At 68.9% G+C, this 24,356-nt stretch carries 17 protein-coding genes, 1 tRNA gene and 1 pseudogene; 14 read left to right on the top strand and 5 right to left on the bottom strand.

Annotation, left to right across the window (positions count from 1 at the left end):
- Positions 1–99: 99 nt before the first annotated feature.
- Positions 100–2,862 (bottom strand): pyruvate dehydrogenase (acetyl-transferring), homodimeric type, encoded by a 2,763-nt coding sequence (gene aceE / locus V3N99_19305; GenBank protein MEO3938881.1) that lies wholly within the window; start codon positions 2,860–2,862, stop codon positions 100–102.
- Between the two features lie 115 nt (positions 2,863–2,977).
- On the bottom strand, positions 2,978–3,874 hold the full coding sequence (fdhD, locus tag V3N99_19310; GenBank protein MEO3938882.1) for a formate dehydrogenase accessory sulfurtransferase FdhD: 897 nt from the start codon (positions 3,872–3,874) through the stop codon (positions 2,978–2,980).
- Positions 3,875–4,000: 126 nt separating this feature from the next.
- Between fdhD and V3N99_19315 the strand changes: the two genes are divergently transcribed.
- From V3N99_19315 to V3N99_19325, 3 genes are all read left to right on the top strand, one after another.
- On the top strand, positions 4,001–4,429 hold the full coding sequence (locus V3N99_19315; protein ID MEO3938883.1) for a DUF3052 domain-containing protein: 429 nt from the start codon (positions 4,001–4,003) through the stop codon (positions 4,427–4,429).
- A gap of 81 nt (positions 4,430–4,510) precedes the next feature.
- Positions 4,511–5,017 carry a peroxiredoxin gene (locus tag V3N99_19320; GenBank protein ID MEO3938884.1) on the top strand — a complete coding sequence of 169 codons (507 nt, stop codon included), beginning with the start codon at positions 4,511–4,513 and terminating at the stop codon, positions 5,015–5,017.
- 24 nt (positions 5,018–5,041) lie between these two features.
- A tRNA-Val gene (locus tag V3N99_19325) sits at positions 5,042–5,114 on the top strand.
- 636 nt (positions 5,115–5,750) lie between these two features.
- Here V3N99_19325 and purU read toward each other — a convergent pair.
- A complete protein-coding gene (gene purU, locus V3N99_19330; GenBank protein ID MEO3938885.1) occupies positions 5,751–6,617 on the bottom strand; it encodes a formyltetrahydrofolate deformylase in 867 nt (288 codons plus the stop codon).
- Positions 6,618–6,883: 266 nt separating this feature from the next.
- Here purU and V3N99_19335 point away from each other — a divergent pair, with 266 nt between their 5' ends.
- From V3N99_19335 to V3N99_19355, 5 genes are all read left to right on the top strand, one after another.
- Positions 6,884–8,353, top strand: coding sequence for an aldehyde dehydrogenase family protein (locus tag V3N99_19335; GenBank protein ID MEO3938886.1), 1,470 nt, complete (start codon positions 6,884–6,886; stop codon positions 8,351–8,353).
- Positions 8,350–9,483, top strand: coding sequence for a glycine betaine/L-proline ABC transporter ATP-binding protein (locus V3N99_19340; GenBank protein ID MEO3938887.1), 1,134 nt, complete (start codon positions 8,350–8,352; stop codon positions 9,481–9,483). The genes V3N99_19335 and V3N99_19340 overlap by 4 nt, the downstream gene beginning before the upstream one ends.
- Entirely contained in the window at positions 9,480–11,465 is a 1,986-nt protein-coding gene (locus tag V3N99_19345; protein ID MEO3938888.1) for an ABC transporter permease subunit, read from the top strand. The genes V3N99_19340 and V3N99_19345 overlap by 4 nt, the downstream gene beginning before the upstream one ends.
- Before the next feature lie 68 nt (positions 11,466–11,533).
- Positions 11,534–12,523, top strand: a complete 990-nt coding sequence (locus tag V3N99_19350; GenBank protein ID MEO3938889.1) for an ABC transporter substrate-binding protein — start codon at positions 11,534–11,536, stop codon at positions 12,521–12,523.
- Between the two features lie 163 nt (positions 12,524–12,686).
- Positions 12,687–15,125: an FAD-dependent oxidoreductase gene (locus V3N99_19355; GenBank protein MEO3938890.1), complete on the top strand. Its 2,439-nt coding sequence runs from the start codon at positions 12,687–12,689 to the stop codon at positions 15,123–15,125.
- Between the two features lie 44 nt (positions 15,126–15,169).
- Here the strand turns inward: V3N99_19355 and V3N99_19360 are convergent, their stop codons facing one another.
- Positions 15,170–15,832, bottom strand: coding sequence for a GntR family transcriptional regulator (locus V3N99_19360; protein ID MEO3938891.1), 663 nt, complete (start codon positions 15,830–15,832; stop codon positions 15,170–15,172).
- A gap of 255 nt (positions 15,833–16,087) precedes the next feature.
- Here V3N99_19360 and V3N99_19365 point away from each other — a divergent pair, with 255 nt between their 5' ends.
- The 5 genes and pseudogenes from V3N99_19365 to V3N99_19385 all read left to right on the top strand — a co-directional run bounded on the left by V3N99_19365 (position 16,088) and on the right by V3N99_19385 (position 21,604).
- Entirely contained in the window at positions 16,088–17,323 is a 1,236-nt protein-coding gene (locus V3N99_19365) for a sarcosine oxidase subunit beta family protein (protein ID MEO3938892.1), read from the top strand.
- 44 nt (positions 17,324–17,367) lie between these two features.
- Positions 17,368–17,646 carry a sarcosine oxidase subunit delta gene (locus tag V3N99_19370; GenBank protein MEO3938893.1) on the top strand — a complete coding sequence of 93 codons (279 nt, stop codon included), beginning with the start codon at positions 17,368–17,370 and terminating at the stop codon, positions 17,644–17,646.
- Positions 17,643–20,507, top strand: coding sequence for a 2Fe-2S iron-sulfur cluster-binding protein (locus V3N99_19375; GenBank protein MEO3938894.1), 2,865 nt, complete (start codon positions 17,643–17,645; stop codon positions 20,505–20,507). Before V3N99_19370 ends, V3N99_19375 begins: the two co-directional genes overlap by 4 nt.
- Complete coding sequence (locus tag V3N99_19380; GenBank protein MEO3938895.1) at positions 20,497–21,093, top strand: sarcosine oxidase subunit gamma family protein; 597 nt, start codon at positions 20,497–20,499, stop codon at positions 21,091–21,093. The genes V3N99_19375 and V3N99_19380 overlap by 11 nt, the downstream gene beginning before the upstream one ends.
- A gap of 65 nt (positions 21,094–21,158) precedes the next feature.
- Positions 21,159–21,604, top strand: a pseudogene (locus V3N99_19385) (serine dehydratase beta chain).
- Between the two features lie 9 nt (positions 21,605–21,613).
- On the opposite strand, the gene V3N99_19390 reads toward V3N99_19385, so the two are convergent.
- Positions 21,614–22,396, bottom strand: a complete 783-nt coding sequence (locus V3N99_19390) for an IclR family transcriptional regulator (protein MEO3938896.1) — start codon at positions 22,394–22,396, stop codon at positions 21,614–21,616.
- Positions 22,397–22,632: 236 nt separating this feature from the next.
- Between V3N99_19390 and betA the strand changes: the two genes are divergently transcribed.
- Positions 22,633–24,300: a choline dehydrogenase gene (gene betA / locus V3N99_19395; protein MEO3938897.1), complete on the top strand. Its 1,668-nt coding sequence runs from the start codon at positions 22,633–22,635 to the stop codon at positions 24,298–24,300.
- Positions 24,301–24,356: the final 56 nt, after the last annotated feature.

Here is a 24,356-nt window from a genome sequence, read left to right on the forward strand (position 1 = left end):
CGCCCACCGCAACAAGTGGACGAGGAGGGGGTGGGGGGTACGACGACGCCCGGGTGAGCCGTGTGGCTCACCCGGGCGTCACGCGTCGTACGGGGTCGCTCAGCTCTCGCCGCCGGCGTTGCCGGAGGTGCCGGCGGTGACGTCGTCGAGCCGGTACATCGCGGCGGCCTTGGTGGCCCACTCGGCGGGGACCTCGCCGCGCTTGGCCAGCTGCTGCAGCGTCCGCACGGCGAGCGATGGCCCGTCGATGTGGAAGAAGCGGCGGGCGGCGGCGCGGGTGTCGGAGAAACCGTAGCCGTCGGCCCCGAGGGACATGTAGTCACCCGGCACGTACTGCGCGATCTGGTCCTGCACGGCGCGCATGTAGTCGGAGACCGCGAGCACCGGGCCGGGCGCGTCGGCGAGCTTCTGCGTGACCCAGGGGACCGGCACCTCCTTGTCGGGGTGGAGGAACTCCGCCTCGTCGCAGGCCATCCCGTCGCGTCGCAGCTCGCTCCACGACGTCACCGACCAGACGTCGGCGGCGACGCCGAAGTCCGTCGCCAGCAGCTCCTGGGCCTCGAGGGCCCACGCGACGCCGACCCCCGAGGCGAGCAGCTGGGCGCGGGCAGGCTCGTGCTGCCAGCCCTCGGTTTCCGCCGGCTTGAGCAGGTGCATGCCGCGCACGATGCCCTCGACGTCGACGTCGTCGGGCTCCTTGGGCTGACGGATCGGCTCGTTGTAGACCGTGAGGTAGTAGACGACGTTCTCGGGGTTGTCGCCGTACATGCGCCGCAGGCCGTCCTGCACGATGTGCGCGATCTCGTAGCCGAACGCCGGGTCGTAGGACACGACCCCGGGGTTGGTCGAGGCGAGCAGCGGTGAGTGGCCGTCGGCGTGCTGCAGGCCCTCACCCGTGAGGGTCGTGCGGCCCGCGGTGGCGCCCACGAGGAATCCACGGGCCATCTGGTCGGTGGCCGCCCAGATCGAGTCGCCGGTGCGCTGGAAGCCGAACATCGAGTAGAAGACGTAGATCGGCACCATCGGCTCGCCGTGCGTCGCGTAGGACGACCCCGCGGCGGTGAAGGCCGCCATCGAGCCGGCCTCGTTGATGCCGAGGTGCAGGATCTGGCCGTTCTTCGCCTCGCGGTAGGCCAGCATCAGCTCGTTGTCGACCGGGGTGTAGTTCTGCCCGTGCGGGTTGTAGATCTTGATCGTCGGGAAGAACGAGTCCATGCCGAACGTGCGCGCCTCGTCGGGGATGATCGGCACGACGCGGGCGCCGAACTCCTTGTCGCGCATGAGGTCCTTGAGCAGCCGGACGAACGCCATCGTCGTGGCGATCTCCTGCTTGCCGGAGCCCTTCTTCATCTGCGCGTAGGCGTCGTCGCCGGGCAGCTTGAGCGACTCGTGCTGCACCCGGCGCAGAGGCACGCCGCCACCGAGCTTGGCCCGGCGCTCGAGCATGTACTGTACCGCGGGGTCGTCCTTGCCCGGGTGGTAGTACGGCGGCTGATAGGGATCGGCCTCGAGCTGCTCGTCGGTGATGGGGATGCGCAGCTCGTCGCGGAAGGCCTTGAGGTCCTCCAGCGTCAGCTTCTTCATCTGGTGCGTCGCGTTGCGACCGGCGAAGTGCTTGCCCAGGCCGTAGCCCTTGATGGTCTTCGCGAGGATGACCGTGGGCTGGCCGGTGTGCTCCATGGCGGCCTTGTAGGCGGCATACACCTTGCGGTAGTCGTGACCGCCGCGCTTGAGGTTCCAGATGTCGGCGTCCGACATGTCGGCGACCATCTTGCGCGTTCGCGGGTCCTGACCGAAGAAGTGCTCGCGCACGTAGCCACCGTCGTTGGCCTTCATGGTCTGGTAGTCGCCGTCGCTGGTGGAGTTCATGACGTGCACGAGGGCGCCGTCACGGTCCCCGGCGAGCAGCGGGTCCCACCCGCGGCCCCAGACGACCTTGATGACGTTCCACCCGGCGCCGCGGAAGAACGCCTCGAGCTCCTGGACGATCTTGCCGTTGCCGCGCACGGGGCCGTCGAGCCGCTGCAGGTTGCAGTTGACGACGAAGGTGAGGTTGTCGAGCTCCTCGCCGGCGGCGAGCTGCAGCAGCCCCCGCGACTCGGGCTCGTCCATCTCGCCGTCACCGAGGAAGGCCCACACGTGCTGCTGCGAGGTGTCCTTGATGCCGCGGCCCTGGAGGTACTTGTTGAACTGCGCCTGGTAGATCGCGTTCATGGGCCCGATGCCCATCGACACCGTCGGGAACTGCCAGAAGTCGGGCATGAGGCGCGGGTGCGGGTAGGACGGCAGCGCGCGGATCTCGCCGTCGACGATGTGGCTCTTCTCCTGGCGGAAGCCGTCGAGGTCGTCCTCCGAGAGGCGCCCTTCGAGGAAGGCCCGGGCATACATGCCGGGGGAGGCGTGCCCCTGGAAGAAGACCTGGTCGCCGCCACCCGGGTGGTCCTGGCCGCGGAAGAAGTGGTTGAGGCCGACCTCGTAGAGCGTGGAGGCCGACGCGTAGGTCGAGATGTGCCCGCCGACGCCGACGCCGGGGCGCTGGGCGCGGTGGACGAGCATCGCGGCGTTCCAGCGCAGGTAGCGGCGGTACTCGCGCTCGACCTCCTCGTCACCGGGGAACCACGGCTCCTGCTCGGGGCCGATGGTGTTGACGTAGTCGGTCGCCGTCAGGGACGGGACCCCCACCTGCATCTCCCGGGCGCGCTGCAGCAGCTTGAGCATGATGTAGCGAGCGCGCGTGCGGCCCGACTCGTCGAGGACGGCGTCGAGCGATTCCAGCCACTCCTGCGTCTCATCGGGGTCGATGTCGGGCAGCTGGGTGGGGATGCCGTTGAGGATGGGTCCGGAGGCTTCGTGTCCTGCCACGGGTGCAGTCCTTTCTCATGACGCGAGTGAACGCGTGCGACCGCCGCGGGGTGGGCGGAGGTCCTCTGCCCATCCTCTACCCCTGCTGCGGCGCAGGTCACACCCGGGTTTGTTACTACCCAGTCCATGAGACCGCGGTGTCACCCGTCGAGCCGTCCGCCGCGTCGGGCTGCCGCGACCCGAGGTGCAGTCGCTGCACCCCCGCGTACGCCGTCAGCCGGCCGGCGCGCACGAACGCGACGAGCGTGAGCCCCACCTCACGGGCGAGGTCGACGGCCAGCGAGCTGGGCGCCGACACGGCGACGAGCGCGGGGATGCCGGCGACGTAGGCCTTCTGGGTCAGCTCGAAGCTGGCCCGGCTGCTGACCACCAGCACGTGGCCGGTGAGCGGCAGCAGACCCTCGCGGGCGGCCCAGCCGACGACCTTGTCGACGGCGTTGTGCCGCCCGATGTCCTCGCGCAGCACCACCAGCTCGCCGTCGGCGGTGAAGAGCCCGGCGGCGTGCACCCCGCCCGTGCGGTCGAAGACCTTCTGGTGCTCGCGCATGGCATCGGGCAGCGACACGAGCACGTCGGGGTCGTACGACGTCTCGTCGGCCGCGACGTCGTAGCGGCCGGTCGTGCGCACGGCGTCGATGCTCGCCGTACCGCAGACGCCGCAGGCGCTGGTGGTGAGCACCCGGCGACCGTCCTCGGGAGCCGGCCGGGTCACCCCGTCGGCCAAGGCGACGTCGACGACGTTGTAGGTGGGGGAGCCGGTCTCGTCCTCGTCCTGGCAGTGCATCAGGGCGCGGACGTCGGCAGCAGAGGTGATGACCCCCTCCGACAGGAGGAAGCCGATCGTGAGGTCGAAGTCGTCACCCGGGGTGCGCATGGTGACCGAGAACGACTCGCCCTCGACGCGCACCTCCATCGGCGCCTCGACCACGAGCGTCTCGACCCGCTCGCCGATGTGACCGTCCCCGGCGAGGTCGACCCTCGTCGCGCGGACCCTGCTCGTGACGCGACCCATGACGCCCACTGTAGGTCAGCCACCATTTCGGGGCGCGGGACGGTGACCTGCGGGGTCGCGGTCCTCTACCGTGGGGAGGAGCAGCCCCGACGACGGGGTGCTGCACCACCCGAGGAGGAGAGACCCGTGACCACGACCGCCGAGGCGGCCTCGCAGGACCCTGTGCTGAGGCGGCTCGGTTTTGCCGCGGGCCAGGTGGTGCAGGAGGTCGGCTGGGACGACGACGTCGACAACGACCTGCGCTTCGCCGTCGAGGACGTGACGACCACCGACCTCGAGGACGAGGACTACGCCGATGTCGCCGACGCCGTGCTCATGTGGTTCCGCGACGGCGACGGCGACCTGGTCGACGAGCTGGTCGACTGCCTCACCAACCTCGGCGACGAGGGCTTCCTCGTGCTGCTGACGCCCCGTGCGGGTCGCGATGGGTTCGTGCAGGCCAGCGACATCGAGGAGTCGGCCGTGACCGCCGGACTGCACACCGCGGGCGTCGCCAACGTCTCGAGCGCCTGGTCGGCCGTGCGGCTGGTCAGCCCGAAGGGCCAGCGCCGCTGAGCCCCACCGGGTGCCAGGTGCCGGTGGCAGCAAGGCGCCTTCTGGCCTGACAGGCCCCAGCTGGACTGGCAGGATGGGCGTATGACGACCGCGACCACCACCGCGCCTGACTGCGCCGTGCTCGCCGTCGGCGACCGGGTGCCGTCCTTCACCCTGCTGGACCAGCACGGCACCCCCGTCTCGCTCGACGACCAGCTCGGGACCCGCAACGTCGTGCTGGTCTTCGTGCCCTTTGCGTTCTCCGGCATCTGCACCGGTGAGCTGCGCGAGATCCGGGACCGGCTCGAGGACTTCGAGGGCGACGACGTCACCGTCCTGGTCGTCTCCTGCGACTCGATCTACTCGATGCGGGTGTGGGCCGACATCGAGGGCTACTTCTTCCCGCTCCTGTCCGACTTCTGGCCGCACGGCGAGGTGGCGCGCGCCTATGGCGTCTTCTCCGAGGACAACGGCTTCGCCCTGCGAGGCACCTTCCTCATCGACCGCGACGGCATCCTGCGCTGGTCGGCGACGAGCGCAACCGGGGCCGCCCGCGACTTCGACGAGTTCAGGGTCGCGCTCGCAGACCTGCGGTCTCTGGCACACTGATCGGCGCCCGGCGTCACGGGTGAGGGGCCTGTAGCTCAGCTGGTAGAGCACCGCGTTTACACCGCGGCTGTCGTCGGTTCGATCCCGGCCGGGCCCACCGACATCACCGCAGGTCAGGGGCTGTTTCAGGGGGCCTCCGCTCTTTGCCTGCAATGGCCTCGTTGGCCGTCTGGCCGCAGATTGACCGCAAGAATCCTGCGCCGCAGCCCGCCCGGTGTGCTGGAGCCCGTGCGGTGTGAGGTCCGGCTCGCCGATGGGCCGGGCCGCCGGCCCGAACGTGCGTCGGTGGAAATTGCCGTTACGCGATACTCCGCCTCGGGTGCCCTCGTAGACGAGGTCGTCAGGACCCTAGCCGGGGACCGACGCAGTGACCTGTTCGCGAGGAAGCGGGGGAGCGGGACCGTGCGTTCCTCATCCGTCTCGGTGGTGTCGAAGACGAGGCGGCCGTGGTCCCCGGTCACCGAGCGGGCGATGTGCATGCGCCGTCGCAGCGGGTCGACATCCGTGACCCGGATCGCGGCCCTCTCCCCACCTGAGTCCCGTGTACGCCAGGAACCTCACGACCAGTCCCTAGACCTCCACGATTTGGACCAGTGCGCGCTTGGCGAAGGCGACGACTGCCTTGACGGTGCTGGGCATGAGGGACTGCTTGAGCGTGACAGGTCGGCGAAGGCCGGTTGGCGGCGCAGTGCGGCGACGGAGGTGGTGAGGACGAGGGGGATGCGCCGGGAGCTCATCGGAAGACCACGGTGCGGTTCTGTCCCTGGAGCACCCGGTGCTCGACGTGCCAGGTCACCGCCCGGGCAAGGACCTGGACCTCGACGTCGCGGCCGGCAGCCACCAGGTCGTCGGGCTCGAGGGAGTGCTCCACGCGCGCGACATCTTGCTCGATGATGGGCCCTTCGTCCAGGTCAGGGGTCACGTAGTGGGCCGTGGCGCCGATGAGCTTCACGCCCCGGGCGTGAGCCTGGTGGTAGGGCTTGGAGCCCTTGAAGCTGGGAAGGAACGAGTGGTGGATGTTGATGACGCGCCCCTCAAGCTTGTGGCACAGGTCGTTGGACAGCACCTGCATGTAGCGGGCCAGCACGACGAGGTCGATGTCCAGCTCGTCGACGAGCTGCAGGAGACGGCTCTCCGACTCCTGCTTGGTGTCGGGGGTGATCGGCATGTGGTGGAACGGGACGCCGTGCGCCCCGGCGAGTTTCTCGAAGTCGCGGTGGTTGGAGACGATCGCCGGGATCTCGACGTTGAGAGCACCGATGCTGGACCGGAACAGCAGGTCGTTGAGGCAGTGCCCGAACCTGGAGACGAGGACAAGGGTGCGGGTCGGGGTCCCGGCGTCGTGGATCTGCCACGCCATCTGGAAGGCGTCGGCCACTCGGGTGAAGGCCTCGCGCAGGTCGGTGAGGAGGCCGTTGTCGACGCTGAACTGGACCCGCATGAAGAACTGGTCCTGAAGCCGGTCGTCGAACTGCTGGCTCTGGCTGATGTTCCCCCCGTGCTGGACCAGGAAGCTACTCACGGCATACACGATGCCGGGGGTGTCGGGACACGTGACGGTGAGGACGTACTCGCGGCCGGGCGCGGGACGAGGTGCCATTGAGGTTCTCCAGACTGTGCGTATTACACAACACGATGAGCGATACGCAACAGCCTGCCGGGTCGGTCCGCGAGGGTCAAGGGGCCGCCCAACCTTCTCCATCCGGGCCTGCGTGCCGCGCCCGCCCGTGACCGTGTTTGGCGAGACTGCGCCCTCAAGTCTTGACAGGGCCGGTGGGCGCAACCATTCTGTTGCTCTACAGGCATTCGGATGCGCAGTAAGCAACAAGCTTCTTTCCGCCTCATTCCCTGAGGAAGGGTGTCGCAGTGCCAGAGCTCTACCTGGAGGGCCAGTGGGTCGAGCCCATCGCCGGTGACAGCCGGGAGATCCGATGTCCGGCCGACGGGCGCCTCGTCGCCACCGTCTCAGAAGGCGCTCGGGAGGACACAGTCCGCGCGATCGGCGCGGCGCGGCGCGCCTTCGACGACGATCCGTGGCCGCGCCTGCCCGAGGCCGAACGCGGCGCCCTCCTGCTGCGGACCGCCGACCTGCTGCAGCGTGACAAGGCGGAGTTCGCCCGGGCCGAGAGCCTGGACACGGGCAAGCGGCTGGTTGAGTCGGAGTACGACATCGACGACGTCATCGCCTGCTTCCGGTACTACGGCGGGATCGCCGGCTCCGACGCCGGGCGCGTGATCGACACCGGCCGCGACGACGCGATCAGCCGGGTGGTCCACGAGCCGGTGGGCGTCTGCGCCCTCATCACCCCGTGGAACTACCCGTTGCTGCAGACCTCCTGGAAGGTCGCCCCCGCGTTGCTGGCCGGCAACACGTTCGTGCTCAAGCCCAGTGAGCTCGCGCCGTCGACGGCCATCCTGCTCATGCGCAGCCTGCAGGAGGCAGGCCTGCCCGCCGGCGTCGGAAACCTCGTCCTCGGGGCCGGTGACAAAGTGGGAGCACCGCTGGCCGAGCACCCTGACGTCGACCTGGTGTCGTTCACCGGTGGTCTTGACACCGGCCGCTGGATCATGGCGGCTGCCGCCGCGTCGGTGAAGAAGGTCGCCTTGGAGCTGGGAGGCAAGAACCCCAACATCATCTTCGCCGACGCCGACCTCGAGACGGCTGTCGACTTCGCGCTCACGGCGGTGTTCCTGCACTCCGGCCAGGTGTGCTCAGCCGGGTCCCGGCTCATCGTGCAGGATGAGGTGCACGACCTCGTCGTCGACGAGATCGTGCACCGAGCCGAGACGATCCGGCTGGGTGGTCCGTTCGACGAGAGGGCCGAGACCGGGGCTCTGATCTCCGCCGCCCATCTGGAGAAGGTCGCGAGATATGTCAGGGCTGGTGTCGCCGAAGGCGCCGTGCTGCGGTGTGGCGGCTTCCGCCCCGACACCGGCGACCTCAAGGACGGCTACTTCTACCGGCCCACGGTGCTCGACGAGTGCCATGCCGGTATGCAGGTCATCCTGGAGGAGTCGTTCGGACCGGTGCTCACCGTGGAGCGGTTCACCGACGAGGCGGACGCGGTCCGCATCGCCAACGACACCGCCTACGGTCTGGCTGGGGCAGTGTGGACCCAGGACGGTGGCAAGGCCCAGCGGGTCGCCCAGCGGCTACGACACGGCACGGTGTGGATCAACGACTACCACCCCTACGTCCCCCAGGCGGAGTGGGGGGGGTTCAAGCAGTCCGGAGTAGGACGTGAGCTGGGCCAGGCCGGGCTCGCCGAGTACCGCGAGACCAAGCACATCTGGCAGAACATCCGCCCGACGGCGCAAAGGTGGTTCGACGGATGAGCATCCCCTCGCAGTTCACCCGGTCGGCGACCAGCGAGCCCAGCGCAGGAGAGACCCACGTGACAACGGCCATCCCCGACCAGCTCCTCGACCCCTCTGCGGTCTCAGCGACGGACCCCGTGATCTCGGTCCAGAACCTGTGGAAGGTGTTCGGCGCGAAGGGGGCGGACGTCCCGAGGTCGGACGAGCTGAGAGACCTGTCCCGCAGGGAGCTCAAGGAGCGCACCGGATGCGTCGCCGCCGTCTGCGACCTCAGCTTCGACGTCGCCCCGGGAGAGGTCTTCGTCGTGATGGGTCTCTCCGGTTCCGGGAAGTCCACCCTCGTGCGCTGCCTCACCCGGCTCATCGAGCCCACCGCCGGACGGGTGGTGTTCAAGGGCGAAGACATCCTCGAGGCGAGCGAGCGGTCGCTGCGCGAGCTGCGCCGGCACAAGATCTCGATGGTCTTCCAGCACTTCGGCCTATTGCCACACCGCCGGGTCGTGGACAATGTCTCCTACGGTCTGGAGATCCGCGGGACCGGAAAGAAGGAGCGCGCGAAGCGGGCCGCCGAGGTCATCGACCTCGTGGGGCTGTCCGGCTACGAGAACTCCTTCCCCGACCAGCTCTCCGGCGGCATGCAGCAGCGCGTCGGTCTCGCCCGGGCGCTGGCCGGCGATCCTGAGGTGCTGCTCTTCGACGAGCCGTTCTCGGCGCTCGACCCCTTGATTCGCCGCGACATGCAGAACGAGGTCATCCGCCTCCACCACGAGGTCGGCAAGACGATGGTCTTCATCACCCACGACCTCTCCGAGGCGCTCAAGCTCGGCGACCGGATCCTCATCATGCGGGATGGTCGGCTGGTGCAGGTGGGCACCGGCGCGGAGCTCGTCGCCGCCCCGGCCGACGACTACGTGCGCGACTTCGTCCGGGAGGTGCCGCGCTCGCACGTCCTCACGTTGCGCTGGATCATGCGTCCGCCGCGCCCCGACGACCGTCTGGACGGTCCGGAGCGCGGCCCGGACCTCGTGGTCCGCGAGGCGGTGCGCGCAGTCCTCGAGTGTGACGGCCCGATCAAGGTCGTAGAGAACGGACAGCTGCTCGGTGTCGTCGGCGACGCCGAGATCCTCTCGGTGGTTGCCAACTCATGACGGCGATCACCGCCGTCCGCACCGGTGTCCGCCCGTTCCGAGGTGCGATCACGATCGGGGTCCTGCTTGTCTGGCTCCTTGCGTTCACCGTCTTGCGCGGACAGGACACCCTGACGCTCGGCGCTGCCGACGTCACGTCCCTGCACACCCGGCTCAACGACCTGAACGACGCGGTTGGGGCGAATCGCAACAGCAACCCGCTGTTCCTGTACTTCTTCAATGAGATCCGCCTGGTGATCGATCACCTCACCCTCTTCATCTCGGCCCTGGTCTCGCAGCCGTCGTACGGACGGCCGGTCCCGTTGGCCGGCTGGCTCGGCGTGGTGGCCGTGCTGGGTTTTGGCTCCTGGGCGCTGGGCAACCTCAAGGTCGGTTTGCTGGCCGTCGTCGGCTTCATCTTCATGGGGCTCCAGGGCCTGTGGCAGGAGAGCATGGACACCTTCGCGCTCACTCTTGCTGCGGTCCTCGTGGCCCTGGTCGTCGGCATACCCCTCGGCGTCTGGGCTGGGGTGTCCGACCGGGTCAATCGGGTCGTGACCCCCCTCCTGGACTTCATGCAGACCATGCCGACCTTCGTCTATCTCGCTCCGCTGACACTCGTCTTCCTCATCGGACCGGCCTCGGCGGTGATCGCCACCCTCATCTACGCCGCGCCCCCGGTGATCAGGATCACCGCCCACGGCATCCGGCAGACGCCGCCGGAGACGGTCGAGGCGGCCGGGTCCCTCGGCACCACACGTCCTCAGATGCTGGCCAAGGTGATGCTGCCGATGGCCAAGCGGACGATCGTCATCGGTGTCAACCAGACCATCATGGCCGCCCTGTCGATGGTCACCATCGCCGCGCTGATCGATGCGCCGGGGCTCGGACGGGTCGTGCTGCAGTCACTGCAGTCACTGGACGTCGGCACCGCGTTCAACGCGGGACTTTCGATCGTCATCATGGCCATCGTGTTCGACCGGGTCACCACAGCGGCCAGCGTCCGGGTGGAACTGGCCCGGCGCACCGGCAGCGAACGGGCAGCCTCGGTGCGCAAGGTCGGCCTGGTCGTCGGCGCTGTGGGCACCGCGCTCTGTCTGTATCTCTCCTACACCTACGTCTGGGCCGCGGAGTTCCCGACGGGCATTGATCTGGGGAGCCCGATCAGCGGGTTCGCCACCTCCGTCACCGACTGGGCTCAGGTGCACCTGAGCGTCCTGACCGGCGACTTCAAGGACGTCGTCACCAACGACCTCCTCAACCCGTTCCAGAGCCTGCTCACCGATTCTCCGTGGTGGCTGCTCACGTTCGTGCTCGTCGCGCTGGCGGCGATAGCGGGCAGCATCCGGGGCGCCCTGACCACCGCTACCTGTCTGCTCCTGATCGTGGGCACGGGGCTGTGGTCCGACGCCATGAGCACCCTGGCCGCGACGCTCCTCGCGACCATCGCGGTGATGGCGCTCGGGTTGGTCTTCGGGGTGTGGATGGGCCGCAGCCGGCGGGCTGACCGGGTGATCCGACCCGCCCTGGATGCCGCCCAGACGATGCCGTCCTTCGTCTACCTGGTGCCTTTCGTCGCCCTCTTCGCCGCCAGCCGATTCACGGGAATCGCCGCCGGTGTCGTCTATGCCGCGCCAGTGGTCATCAAGATCATCGCCGACGGGATCGCGGCCGTGTCGCCCACCACCATCGAGGCGGCTACCGCGGCGGGCTCGAGCAGCTGGCAGATCATCACCAAGGTGCAGCTGCCCTTGTCGCTGCGCACACTGGGGCTGGCTATGAACCAGGGTCTGATCTACGTGCTGTCGATGGTCGTGGTCGGCGGCCTGGTCGGCGGCGGGGCGCTCGGCTACGACGTGGTGGCCGGGTTTCGCCAGAACGCCCTCTTCGGCAAGGGGCTGGCAGCTGGCCTGGCCATCGTCCTGCTCGGCCTCATGCTCGACCGGCTGACCCAGTCCGTAGCCCGGCGAGCCGATGCCCGCACTGACCACAGCCACCCCTAGCCACACCGTGAGCCTCGCGGCCCCCCAGCACCCCCCACACACCAGCGCCGATCGAAAGGCAACCCGACATGATCCCCACCTCGACCAATGCGTCGACCCGAGCCCGCATCCTTCCCGGCCTCGCCGCCGTGGCCGCCATGGCCCTCTCCATCAGCGCCTGCGGCGGCGCGAAGGTGGGTCAGGACACCGCCGCCCCGAGCGGGGGATCCGGCAAGTGCGGCAGCGTCAACCTGGCCGTCAACGCCTGGGTCGGCTACCGGGCCGATGCCGCTGTCGTCTCCTACGTCGCGGAGCATCAGCTTGGCTGCAAGGTCGTCAAGAAGAACCTCGACGAGCAGGTCTCCTGGCAGGGGTTCGGCACCGGCGAGGTGGACGCGATCTTGGAGAACTGGGGCCACGAGGACCTGGCTCAGAAGTACATCACCGAGCAGAAGGTGGCGCAGGATGCCGGCCAGACCGGCAACATCGGCGTGATCGGCTGGTACGTCCCGCCGTTCCTAGCCAAGGAGCACCCCGACATCGTGGACTGGAAGAACCTCAACAAGTACGCCGACCTGTTCAAGACCTCGGAGTCGGGGGGCAAGGGCGAGCTACTGGACGGCGACCCGGGCTTCGTCACGAACGACGGCGCCCTCGTCAAGAATCTGAATCTCGACTACAAGGTGGTCTACGCCGGCTCCGAGGCGGCCCTCATCACCAGCTTCCGCATGGCGGAGAGCACCCAGAAGCCGATGATCGGGTACTTCTACTCTCCGCAGTGGTTCCTCGCCGACGTGCCGCTGGTCAAGGTCAACCTGCCCCCGTACACCACGGGCTGTGACGCTGTCCCGGCCAAGGTGGGCTGCGACTACCCGCCCTACAACCTCAACAAGGTCGTCAGCACGAAGTTCGCCCAGTCCGGCAGCCCGGCATACCGGCTGGTCAAGGGCTTTCACTGGACCAACGACGACCAGAACGCGGTCGCCAAGTCCATCCAGGGCGGGATGTCGGACGACGCGGCGGCCAAGAAGTGGGTCGAGGCCAACCCGGGCCAGGTCAAGGCGTGGCTGGGAAGCTGAGCCCTTTCCTCCCCTTGTCGTGGCGTGCCCCGCTCTCGCGCCACGCCCCGGTCCCTCTGCCATGACCAGGGCGTCGCCGAGCGCTTGACAGCGTAGCGGGCGTCCACGAATATTGTTGCGTACAACGCATGCTGTTGCGTAGCACGCATAATCGGAGGTTGGTATGACGGGTCCCAAGGTGGTCATCATCGGTGCCGGCGTGGTCGGCGCAGCGCTGGTCGACGAGCTCACGGCTCGCGGCTGGGATGACGTGACGGTGGTGGACCAGGGGGACTTGCCTGCTCCGGGCGGCTCGACCTCGCACGCCCCTGGGCTGGTCTTCCAGGCCAGCGGCTCCAAGACGATGACCGAGCTGGCCCGCTACACCGTCGAGAAGCTCTCCTCGCTCGAGGCCGAGGCCGGCCCCTGCTTCCTGCAGGTCGGTGGGCTCGAAGTCGCCACCACCCCCGAGCGGGCCGCCGAGCTGCAACGGCGGCACGGCTGGCTGACCGCCTGGGGGGTCGAGTCCCACCTTCTCGGTGCCGCCGAGACCGTGGCGATGTACCCCCTGCTCGACCCCGAGGTGGTCCTCGCCGGACTGCACATCCCGACGGACGGGCTCGCCAAGGCGGTCAACGCGGTCGATGCCCAGACCCGGAGGGCCGCGTCGCGCGGCGCCCGGTTGCTTCCCCGCCACGAGGTTCTCGACTTCACCGTCGAGGACGGCAAGGTCACCGCCGTGGTCACCGACAAGGGCGAGATCCCCGCAGACATCGTCGTGTGTTGTGCGGGCATCTGGGGACCGGTCATTGCGGCGAAGGTCGGTATGCGCCTACCGCTGACCCCCCTCGCCCACCAGCTCGCCTGGACCTCCCCGGTGCCCCAGCTGGCCGGCGCCGCGCGGGAGGCGACGCTGCCGATCCTGCGCCACCAGGACCAGGACCTTTACTACCGCGAGCGGTTCGACACCATCGGCATCGGCTACTACGGCCACCGTCCGATGCCGATGCGCGCCGAGGAGATCGCGCGGCCCGGGGAGTCGGCGCAGATGCCCTCGGTCCTCGAGTTCACTGCGGAGGACTTCGAAGAAGCGTGGAAACAGACCCAGATCCTGCTGCCCTCCACGCGCGACGCCAAGATCGAGGAGGGCATCAACGGACTGTTCTCCTTCACCACCGACAACATGCCGCTCATCGGGGAGTCGCCGGACGTCAGCGGCTTCTGGGTGGCCGAGGCGGTCTGGGTGACCCACTCCGCCGGGGTCGGCCGGGCGGTCGCCGAGCTGCTGGTCGACGGCTACTGCTCGAGCTTCGACCTGCACGAGTGCGACCTTAACCGCTTCGAAGAGCACCAGCTGTCGCCCGAGTACGTGCTCACCCGCGACTGCCAGAACTTCGTGGAGGTCTATGACATCCTGCACCCGCTACAGCCCACGGGTAGCCCACGGCCCATCCGGACCAGCCCGTTCTACGCCCGTCAACAGGCGCTGGGCGCCGAGTTCCTCGAGGCCTCGGGGTGGGAGCGCCCGCAGTGGTATGCCGCCAACGCCGGCCTCGTGGCCGGCCGCGACATCCCCGTCCCGAACGACTGGGCGGCCAGGCACTGGTCACCGATCGTCGCCGCCGAGGCGCAGGTCACACGCGAGTTGGTCGCGATGTACGACATGACCGCCCTCAAACGGCTCGAGGTCACCGGTCCCGGCTCCGCGGCATACCTCAACAGCCTGGTGACCGGAGACGTCGACAAGTCGGTCGGGTCCGTGACCTACTGCCTCCTGCTCGAGCCCAACGGCGGTATCCGCAGCGACATCACGGTAGCCCGGCTCTCCGTCGACAGGTTCCAGGTCGGAGCCAACGGCAACGGGGACCTCGACTGGCTCAGCCGTCACCTTCCCGTTGATGGCACCGTGCAGGTCCGCGACATCACCGCGGGCACCTGCTGCATCGGGCTGTGGGGCCCCAGGGCTCGCGACCTCATCCAGCCGTTGACCGACACCGACTTCAGCCACGCGGCGCTGAAGTACTTCCGGTCCACGAGGGCCTACATCGGCACCGTCCCCGTCACGGCCATGCGCCTTTCCTATGTCGGGGAGCTCGGCTGGGAGATCTACACGACGGCGGAGCACGGCCAGCGACTGTGGGACCTCCTGTGGGAGGCGGGGCAGGAGCACGGCGTCATTGCGGCTGGACGCGGCGCCTTCTCGAGCCTGCGACTGGAGAAGGGCTACCGCTCCTACGGCGCCGACATGACCGCCGAACACGACCCCTACGAGGCCGGGCTCGGCTTCGCCGTAAAGCTCGACAAGGGCGACTTCGTCGGGCGGGAGGCACTGCTGGCCCGCAAGGACTCCAGCCCCCGCCGGCTCACCTGCCTGACCCTGCCGGAGCCTGGCGACATGGTGCTCGGCAAGGAGCCCGTGTACGCCGCCGACCGGTGCGTCGGGTACGTCACCAGTGCCGCGTACGGCTACACGATCAACAGGGCAGTCGCGTACGCCTGGCTCCCGGTCGAGCTCGCTGAAGTCGGCACCGAGCTCGAGATCGGGTACTTCGACCAGCGGGTGCGGGCGGTGGTGACCGCCGAGCCGTTGTTCGACCCGGCCATGGAGCGTCTTCGCCGCTAGCGCTCAGGGGCACGCCGACCTGGGTCGGCGTGGCCCCCACCCCTTCAGATCGATGAGCGGATGGACTCCTCGAAGTGACGGATGTGACCAGCAGTCAGTTCTGCTGCCTGCGCCGCGTCGCCATCGATGATGGCGCTCAACAGGGGACGGTGCTCCGCGACGTGGCCGCCGATATCCGGAAGCCGGTCGATGAACAGGCACCAGATCCGCGTGGCGAGGTTGTCGTAGCGGACCAGGGTGTCTTCGAGATAGGGGTTGTGCGTCGTCGCGTAGATGCTGCGGTGCACACGCATGTCCAGACGCAGGAGGGCATCTCTGGGCCGGTCGATCCGTGTCGGCTGCCCCAGCTCGCCCAGGACCTCGGCGAGTCGGGACCGGTCGGCCGCGGTGGCGCGGCGCGCGGCGCTCGCGGCCGCCGAGGGCTCCAGCTGCTGACGCACCTCCGAGATGTGGGCGAGGTCGGTGATGTTGACCTCCGTGGCAAAGGTGCCCCGTCTGGGAAAGGCGACCACGAGCCGCTCGTACTCCAGCCGCTTGAGGGCCTCACGCACTGGCGTCCGCCCGGTGCCCAGAGCCCGAGCCAGCAGGTCGTCATTGAGAGGAGCCCCGGGGCGGATGTCCAGCATCACCAGGCGGTCGCGGATGTCGAGGTAGGCCCGCTCTGCCAGGGACACCTTCTCCTCACCGTCCCATTGCCCAGCGCCCACTCCCGCCGACTCCACGCTGGTCACGTCACCGTCAGTCACCGAGGCGCTGGTCACCGTCACTTTCCTCTCCTCCCCGCCTGGAACCGCGGGGCTCCTGGCAAGCCCTTGACCACGTGCGGTGGCTTACCCTACGTTAGACCACAGACTGGTATACTAATAGTCGAACAGTGTCAGACAAGGTGGTTCCCCATGACGACCAGCGATACCCTGCGTGACCGGAGTGCGCCTCGGACCGCCGATTTGAGCACCAGCCACATGGGCGCAGGGTCGACTCCAGGTGCCGACCTGCCGGAGCACCCGTCGTTCCTGTGGCGCAACGTGGCGCCCAAGAAGCACTACGACGTCGTCATCATCGGCGGTGGGGGCCACGGCCTGGCGACGGCTTACTACCTCGCCAAGAACCATGGGATCACCAATGTCGCCGTCCTCGAGAAGGGATGGCTGGCCGGCGGCAACATGGCCCGTAACACCACGATCATCCGGTCCAACTACCTGTGGGACGAGAGCGTCGGCATCTACGAGCACTCGCTGAAGCTGTGGGAGACCCTCGACGACGAGCTGGACTACCCGATCTTGTTCAGCCAGCGCGGGGTGCTCAACCTGGCTCACAGCCTGCAGGACGTGCGCGACAGCGTCCGTCGCGTGAACGCCAACCGGCTCAACGGCGTCGACGCCGAGTGGGTCGACCCCCAGCAGGTCAAGGAGCTGTGCCCGATCGTCAACATCTCCCAAGACGTGCGCTACCCGGTGCTGGGCGCGACGTACCAGCCGCGGGCCGGCATCGCCAAGCACGACTACGTCGCCTGGGGTTTCGCCCGCGCCGCGGATGCGATGGGCGTGGACCTGATCCAGGACTGTGAGGTCACCGGCATCGAGACCGTCGGTGGTCGGGTCTCGGCGGTTCGCACCAACCGCGGAACGATCGGCGCGGGCCGAGTCGCGCTGTGCGCGGCAGGGCATTCCTCGGTGCTCGCCGAGATGGTGGGCCTCGAGCTGCCGATCCAGTCCCACCCGCTGCAGGCCCTGGTCTCCGAGCTGCTGGAGCCCGTGCATCCCACCGTGGTCATGTCCAACGCCGTCCACGTCTACGTCTCGCAGGCGCACAAGGGCGAGCTCGTCATGGGCGCCGGCATCGACAGCTACAACGGCTACGGACAACGAGGCGCCTTCCACATCATCGAGCGACAGATGGCGGCAGCCTTGGAGCTGTTCCCGGTCTTCGCCAGGGCACACCTGCTGCGGACCTGGGCGGGCATCGTCGACACCACCCCGGACGCGTCCCCGATCGTCAGCCTCACTCCGGTCGACGACCTCTACGTCAACTGCGGCTGGGGCACGGGCGGGTTCAAAGCCACCCCCGGGATCGGATGGTGCTTCGCCGACACCTTGGCCCATGGCCGGTCGCACCCGCTGACGGCTGCGTTCACCCTCGAACGGTTCACCAGCGGCGCGCTCGTCGACGAGCACGGCGCCGCTGCCGTGGCCCACTGAGCGCCGAGTCTCACTCACCCAACGCCCCAAGCAGGAGCAGAACGATGCAGCTCATCCCATGCCCGTGGTGTGGACCCCGCGACGAGGTGGAGTTCACCTACGGCGGCGCGGCCCACGTTCCCTACCCCGAGGACCCGCAGGCGCTGTCCGACGAGGAGTGGGCGCGCTACGTGTTCTTCCGCGACAACCCCAAGGGCCCGTTCGCAGAACGCTGGTGCCACAGCGCGTCGTGCCGGCGCTGGTTCAACGCGATCCGCAACACTGCCACCCACGAGTTCTTGGCGGTCTACGGCCAGGGCGAGCCGAAGGCTGTGGTCGCATGAGTGGCGCCCGGCTCCGTCTGCCCAACACCGGTCGGGTGAACCCGTCGCAGGAACTGCACTTCACCTTCAACGGAATCGACCACACGGGCTACACGGGCGACACCCTGGCCTCCGCGCTCCTGGCCAACGGCGTGCACCATGTCGCGACGAGCATCAAGTACGGCCGCCCCCGCGGCATCATGGCCGCCGGCCCCGAGGACCCGAACGCGCTCGTCCAGATCGAGACCCCCTTTCCCGAGCCGATGCTCACCGCCACGACCGTGGAGCTGTATGACGGGCTGGTGGCGAGGGGGCTGTCCGGCCAGGGCCGGCTGGCGAGCGAGCCGGACCCAGCGCGGTACGACGCGATGCACCAGCACTGTGACGTGCTCGTGGTCGGCGCTGGGCCGGCCGGCCTCTCCGCCGCACTGACCGCAGCCCGCTCCGGCGCTCGCGTCGTGCTGCTCGACGACCAGCCTGAGCCGGGAGGGACCCTCCTGGGCACCGACGACCTCATCGACGAGCGTCCAGCCCTGGCATGGGTCGCCCACGCCGTTGCCGAGCTCGGGAGCCTCCCCGAGGTCCGGATCTTGTCCCGCACCACCGCCTTCGGCTTCTACGACGACGGCTTTGTGCTCGCCCTCGAGCGACGCACCGACCACCTCGGCTTTGCCGCCCCCACGGAGGTCTCGCGCCAGCGGATCTGGCGGCTGCGGGCCAAGCACGTGGTGCTGGCGACGGGTGCCCACGAACGCCCCGTCGTGTTTGCCGACAACGACCGCCCCGGCACCATGCTGGCCGCCAGTGCCCGTACCTACCTGCACCGCTATGGCGTGCGCTGCGGCGAGACGGCGGTGGTGTTCACGACCAACGACAGCGCCTACCAGAGCGCGGTCGACCTGGCTGACGCGGGCGTGCACGTCGCCGCCGTCGTCGACGCCAGGCCCCAGGCCCCGGCGCACTGGGCTGCCCGCTGCGCAGAGCGGGGGATCCCGGTCCGCGCCGGTCAGGTGGTCACCGGCACCTCGGGGCGGGACCGGGTGACTCGGGTCCACGTAGCCGACTGGGTCGATGACCGGCCAGGTCCGCGGACCGGTATCGGCTGCGACGTACTGCTCGTGTCCGGCGGATGGAACCCCGCGGTGCACCTGTTCAGCCAGGCCGGCGGCCGACTCTGCTACGACGAGACGCTCGGAGCCTTCGTGCCGAGCAGCACCCTCGAGCACGTCACCGTCACCGGGGCGGCCTGCGGAACGTTCGACCTCGCCGGCTGCCTGGGCGACGGCGTCGACGCTGCCGAGCGGGCCCTGGCGAGCACGGGCCACACGGCGCCGGAGCGGACCGAGCTCCCCGAGACCCAGCCGACAGCGGCGGACCCGTCTCTGACCCTCTGGTCGGTCCCAGACCCCGACCGGCAGCACCCCGGCCGCACGCAGTTTGTCGACCTGCAGCGGGACGCCACCGTCGCCGATGTGCTGCGGGCCACCCGAGCAGGGTTGCGCTCGGTCGAGCACGTCAAGCGATACACCACCATCGGCACGGCGCATGACCAGGGCAAGACGTCAGGAATCATCTCCTCGGGCCTGGTCGCGCAGTTCCTGGGCGCCGGCATCGGCGACCTCGGCACCACGACGTTCCGGCCGCCCTACACTCCCGTGTCGTTCGCGGCCCTCGCCGGCCGTGACCGCGGGCACCTGCACGACCCCGAGCGGGTCACGACGCTGCACCGGCTCCACGAGGCGGCCGGGGCAGAGTTCGAGGACGTGGGGCAGTGGAAGCGGCCGTGGTTCTTCCGCCGACCGGGTGAGGACATGCAGGCCGCGGTGCTCCGCGAGTGCCGGGCGGCGAGGGAGTCTGTCGCCATGATGGACGCCTCGACCTTGGGCAAGATCGAGGTCGAGGGGCGTGACGCGGGTGAGCTCCTCGACCGGCTCTACACCAACCTGATGAGCTCGCTCAAGGTCGGCTCCATCCGATACGGCGTGATGTGCGGTGTGAACGGCATGGTTATCGACGACGGCACGGTGATGCGGCTGGCTGCGGACCGGTTCCTGCTGACTACCACCACGGGCAACGCCGCCAAGATCCTCGACTGGATGGAGGAGTGGCTGCAGACCGAGTGGCCGCACCTGGCCGTCCGGCTGACCTCGGTGACCGAGCAGTGGGCAACCGTCGCGCTCGTCGGACCCCGGTCCCGCGAGGTGCTCGCCCGGGTGGCACCCGAGCTGTCCGTCGACAACGCCTCCTTCCCGTTCATGACCTGGCGCGACGCGATGGTCGCCGGGGTGTCCGCACGGATCTGCCGGATCAGCTTCTCGGGCGAGCTCGCCTTCGAGGTCAACGTCAGCGGCTGGGATGCGGTGACGTTGTGGGAGGCCCTGCTGGCCGCCGGCGCGGACGCCGCGATCACGCCCTACGGCACCGAGACGATGCATGTGCTGCGCGCCGAGAAGGGGTACCCCATCATCGGGCAAGACACCGACGGCACGGTCACGCCGCAGGACCTGGGAATGTCGTGGATCGTGTCGAAGAAGAAGCCCGACTTCGTCGGCAAGCGTTCCTTCAGTCGACCGGACAACCTCCGTCCCGACCGCAAGCACCTCGTCGGCCTGCTGCCGGTGCAGCGCGACGTCCTGCTCCCCGAGGGGGCGCAGCTGATCGTCGACAGTGAGCCCGGCCCCCCGCCGGTCCCCATGGTCGGGCACGTCACGTCGAGCTACCGCAGCGCCGCGCTCGAGGGGACCTTCGCCCTCGCCTTGGTCAAGGGCGGTCGCGACCGGATCGGGCACACGCTGCATGCGACGGTGGCCGACGAGCTGGTGCCGGTGACCGTGACCGAACCCGTCCTCTACGACCCTGAAGGAGCCCGTCGTGACGGCTGAGTCTGCTGGGCGCCGCAGCCCGCTAGGACACCTGACCACGCAGCTGGCGGCGGCGCCACCCGGCGTCGCCCTGGCCGAGCTGCCGTTCCTCACCCAGATCAACCTGCGGATCGACCCGGCTGGTCCAGCCGCTGGAGCTGTCGCCGACCTCCTCGGGACGGCGCTGCCGAGACAGGCCAACACGTCAGTCACCGCGGGGGAGGTGACGGCGCTGTGGCTCGGTCCCGACGAGTGGTTGGTGCTCGCCCCGCAGGGACGCCAGGAGAGCCTGGGGAAGGCGCTGCGCCACGCGATCGGCACCGAGGGTGGCACGGTCGTCGACCTCTCGGCGCACCGGACCACGGTCGAGCTCACCGGGGAGCGCGCCAGCGAGGTGCTCGCCAAGGGCTGCGCCCTCGACCTGCACCCCACGGTGTTCTCGCCCGGCAGCTGCGCCCAGGTGCTCCTCGCGCAGGCACCGATCCTTCTCGTCACCCGGGAGGGCGACCACCCGGCGTACTGGCTGCTCGTCCGAGCGTCCTTCGCGACCTACGTCGCCGACTGGCTCTTGGACGCCTGCCTCGAGTACGGAGCCTCCAGCGCGTGACCATCAGTGTCCTCGACCTGTTCTCGATCGGCATCGGTCCGTCGAGCTCCCACACCGTCGGACCGATGCGGGCGGCGTGCACCTTCGTCAACCAGCTCGTGGACGACGGTCTGCTGCATCAGTGCGCCAGGGTGCAGGTGGAGCTCTTCGGCTCGTGGGAAGCGACAGGTCACGGCCACGGCAGCGTCAAAGCCGTCGTCCTCGGTCTCGAGGGCAACGCCCCGACCTGGTGGACCCGACCGCCGCGCAGCCGCGGGCCGACCGGGTCGCCACCGAGCACCGCCTGAGACTGGCCGGACGGCACGAGATCGACTTCAGCCCGGGCGACGTCGTGCTGCACCGGCGAAAGACGCTGCCGTTCCACCCCCACGGTATGTCGGTCCGGGCGACCGACGCGGCCGGGACGGCGCTCCCGCGGCGGCCTGGCGGTCAACGTCGTGGAGTGCTGAGAGACCTGCTCACGAGCTGGCGCCCGATGCCGTCCGCCGGGCTGCTCCCCGGGAGCGACTGAGGGCCCGACTCAGGTGCCGAGGTAGCCCATCCGGCGGCTGATCTGGCTGCCCGCGACCTGCAGTGCGGCGGTGACCTCCCGCATTCGGCCCGACGTGAGCCGGAAGGCCGGCCCGGAGACGCTCACGGCAGCAACCACCCCGCCCGTGTGGTCCCGCACCGCAACGGCGACCGCGTTCAGCCCGACCTCGTATTCCTCGAACGTGCTCGCGTAACCGTCGCTCAAGGCCTGCTCGAGCTGCGTGTCGAGCACCCCACGGGAGGTGACCGTGTCGGCGGTGAGCCGAGGCAGGCCCGACGCGTCGAGGACCGTGTCACGCTGAGCCCCGTCGAGGTGGGCCAGCAGGACCTTACCGCTGGACGTGGCGTGCAACGGGGTGAGCTGGCCCATCCAGGTCTGGGCCGAGATGGCCAGTGGCCCCGACGCCTCGGCCACGTTGACCGCGTAGTGCTCCCGGATGACCGCGAGGTTGACCGTCTCCCCGAGCTGGGCCGCCAGCTCGTCGAGCATCGGCGTGGCCTGACGGACGAGATCTAGCCGGCCGGGGATCGCGCTGGCCAGGCGCAGGATCCCGAACCCCAGCTGGTACTTGCCGCGGTCGGCGTTCTGCTCGACAAGGGTGCGCTCCTCCAGGGCAGCAAGCAGCCGAAAGGCCGTGGACTTGTGCACCTGCAGCTCGGTGGCCAGGTCGCTCACCCCTGAACCGCCGGTCCGCGCGAGGATCTCCAGGACGCGGACAGCTCGGTCGACCGACTGGACGCCACCGCTCCCCTCTTGCGCCTTGTTGCTCATGACGCAACCTTATCTCGCCACGGCCCGGTCACGCTGCCGGGGCCACCACGGGTCTGGCGATCTCCACAGGGTGAGAATGGTGGTAGTTGCGTATCGCGAGATATGGTGCGTAGTCCGCTACTTCCGATAGAGTCGTCTCCTGCCGTCGGCCCCGTTGGGTCACGTTCTGGATAGCCCAGCGGCCGACTCTCTTGAGCACCGCAGCTCGCCCCGCGGTCCACAGTTCGGAGGAAACCATGGCGTCCGCTCAATACGACTTCGTCATCGTGGGAGGTGGCTCAGCCGGCTGCGCCGTGGCGAACCGGCTCTCGGCCGACCCGGCCAACAAGGTCCTGGTGCTGGAGGCGGGCCGTAACGACTCGCTCTGGGACGTGTTCATCCACATGCCGGCTGCTTTGCCCTTCCCCATCGGAAGCCGGTTCTACGACTGGAAGTACGAGTCCGACCCCGAGCCGCACATGAATGGTCGCCGGGTGTACCACGCGAGGGGCAAGGTTCTTGGCGGCTCCAGCAGCATCAACGGGATGATCTTCCAGCGCGGCAACCCGATGGACTACGAGCGCTGGGCGGCGGACCAGGGCATGGCGACGTGGGACTACGCGCACTGTCTGCCCTACTTCAATCGGATGGAGAACTGCCTGGCTGCTGACCCGGACGACCCCTTCCGCGGCCACGACGGCCCGCTGGCGCTCGAGCGGGGCCCGGCGACCAGCCCGCTGTTCGAGGCGTTCTTCCGGGCTGCGGAGCAGGCGGGCTACTCCCGGACGAGCGACGTCAACGGATACCGCCAAGAGGGTTTCGCCCGTTTCGACCGCAACATTCGCCACGGCCGGCGGCTCTCGGCGGCGCGCGCCTACCTCCACCCGGTGATGCACCGGCCCAACCTCGACGTGGTGACGAGGGCCCTCGTCACCAGAGTGCTGTTCGAGGGCACGACCGCCGTCGGGGTGGAGTACCAGCGCGGACGTGGTGCCCCCACCCAGGTGCGGGCCAGGACCGTGGTGTTGAGCGGGGGAGCGATCAACTCGCCTCAGCTGCTGCAGCTCTCCGGGGTGGGCAACGCCCAGGAGCTCTCCCGCCTCGGCATCGACGTCGTGCACGACCTGCCGGCAGTGGGGGAGAACCTACAGGACCATCTGGAGGTCTACATTCAGTACGCCTGCAAGCAGCCGGTCACCATGCAGCGCTACCTCAAGCACCGCTACAAGCCCTGGATCGGTGCCAACTGGCTGTTCCGGCACAAGGGTCCTGGCGCGACCAACCACTTCGAGGCCGGCGGGTTCGTCCGCAGCAACGACGATGTCACCTACCCCAACCTCATGTTCCACTTCCTCCCGATCGCGGTGCGCTACGACGGGTCGGCGCCCGAGGGCGGGGAGGGGTATCAGGTCCACGTCGGCCCGATGTACTCCGATGCCGTCGGCTCGGTCAAGATCAAGAGCAGGGACCCCCGAGAGCACCCCGCCCTGCGGTTCAACTACCTGTCCACTGACCAGGACCGCCGCGAGTGGGTCGAGGCCGTGCGGGTCGCGCGGAGCATCCTGACCCAACAGGCGATGGACCCCTTCAATGCCGGCGAGATCTCTCCCGGCTCCTCGGTCGAGACCGACGAAGAGATCCTGAGGTGGGTGGCCGAGGATGCCGAGACCGCTCTGCACCCGTCGTGCTCCCTGCGGATGGGGGTGGACGACAGGTCGGTCGTCGACCCGCTCTCGATGGACGTGCACGGCCTTCAGGGACTGAAGGTCGTTGATGCCTCGGTGATGCCCTATGTCACCAACGGGAACATCTACGCCCCGGTGATGATGATCGCTGAGAAGGCGGCCGACCTGATCCTGGGCAACACCCCGCTGCCACCGGCGCACGCGCAGTTCTACCGCCACGAGCCGCTTGACAGTCTATGACTGCAGACTCAGACTGTTGCGCATCGTGCTTTCTGTTGTGCTATTTGCATCGAGGT

The organism is Dermatophilaceae bacterium Soc4.6 (genome assembly GCA_039889245.1).
Lineage (GTDB): Bacteria > Actinomycetota > Actinomycetes > Actinomycetales > Dermatophilaceae > Lapillicoccus.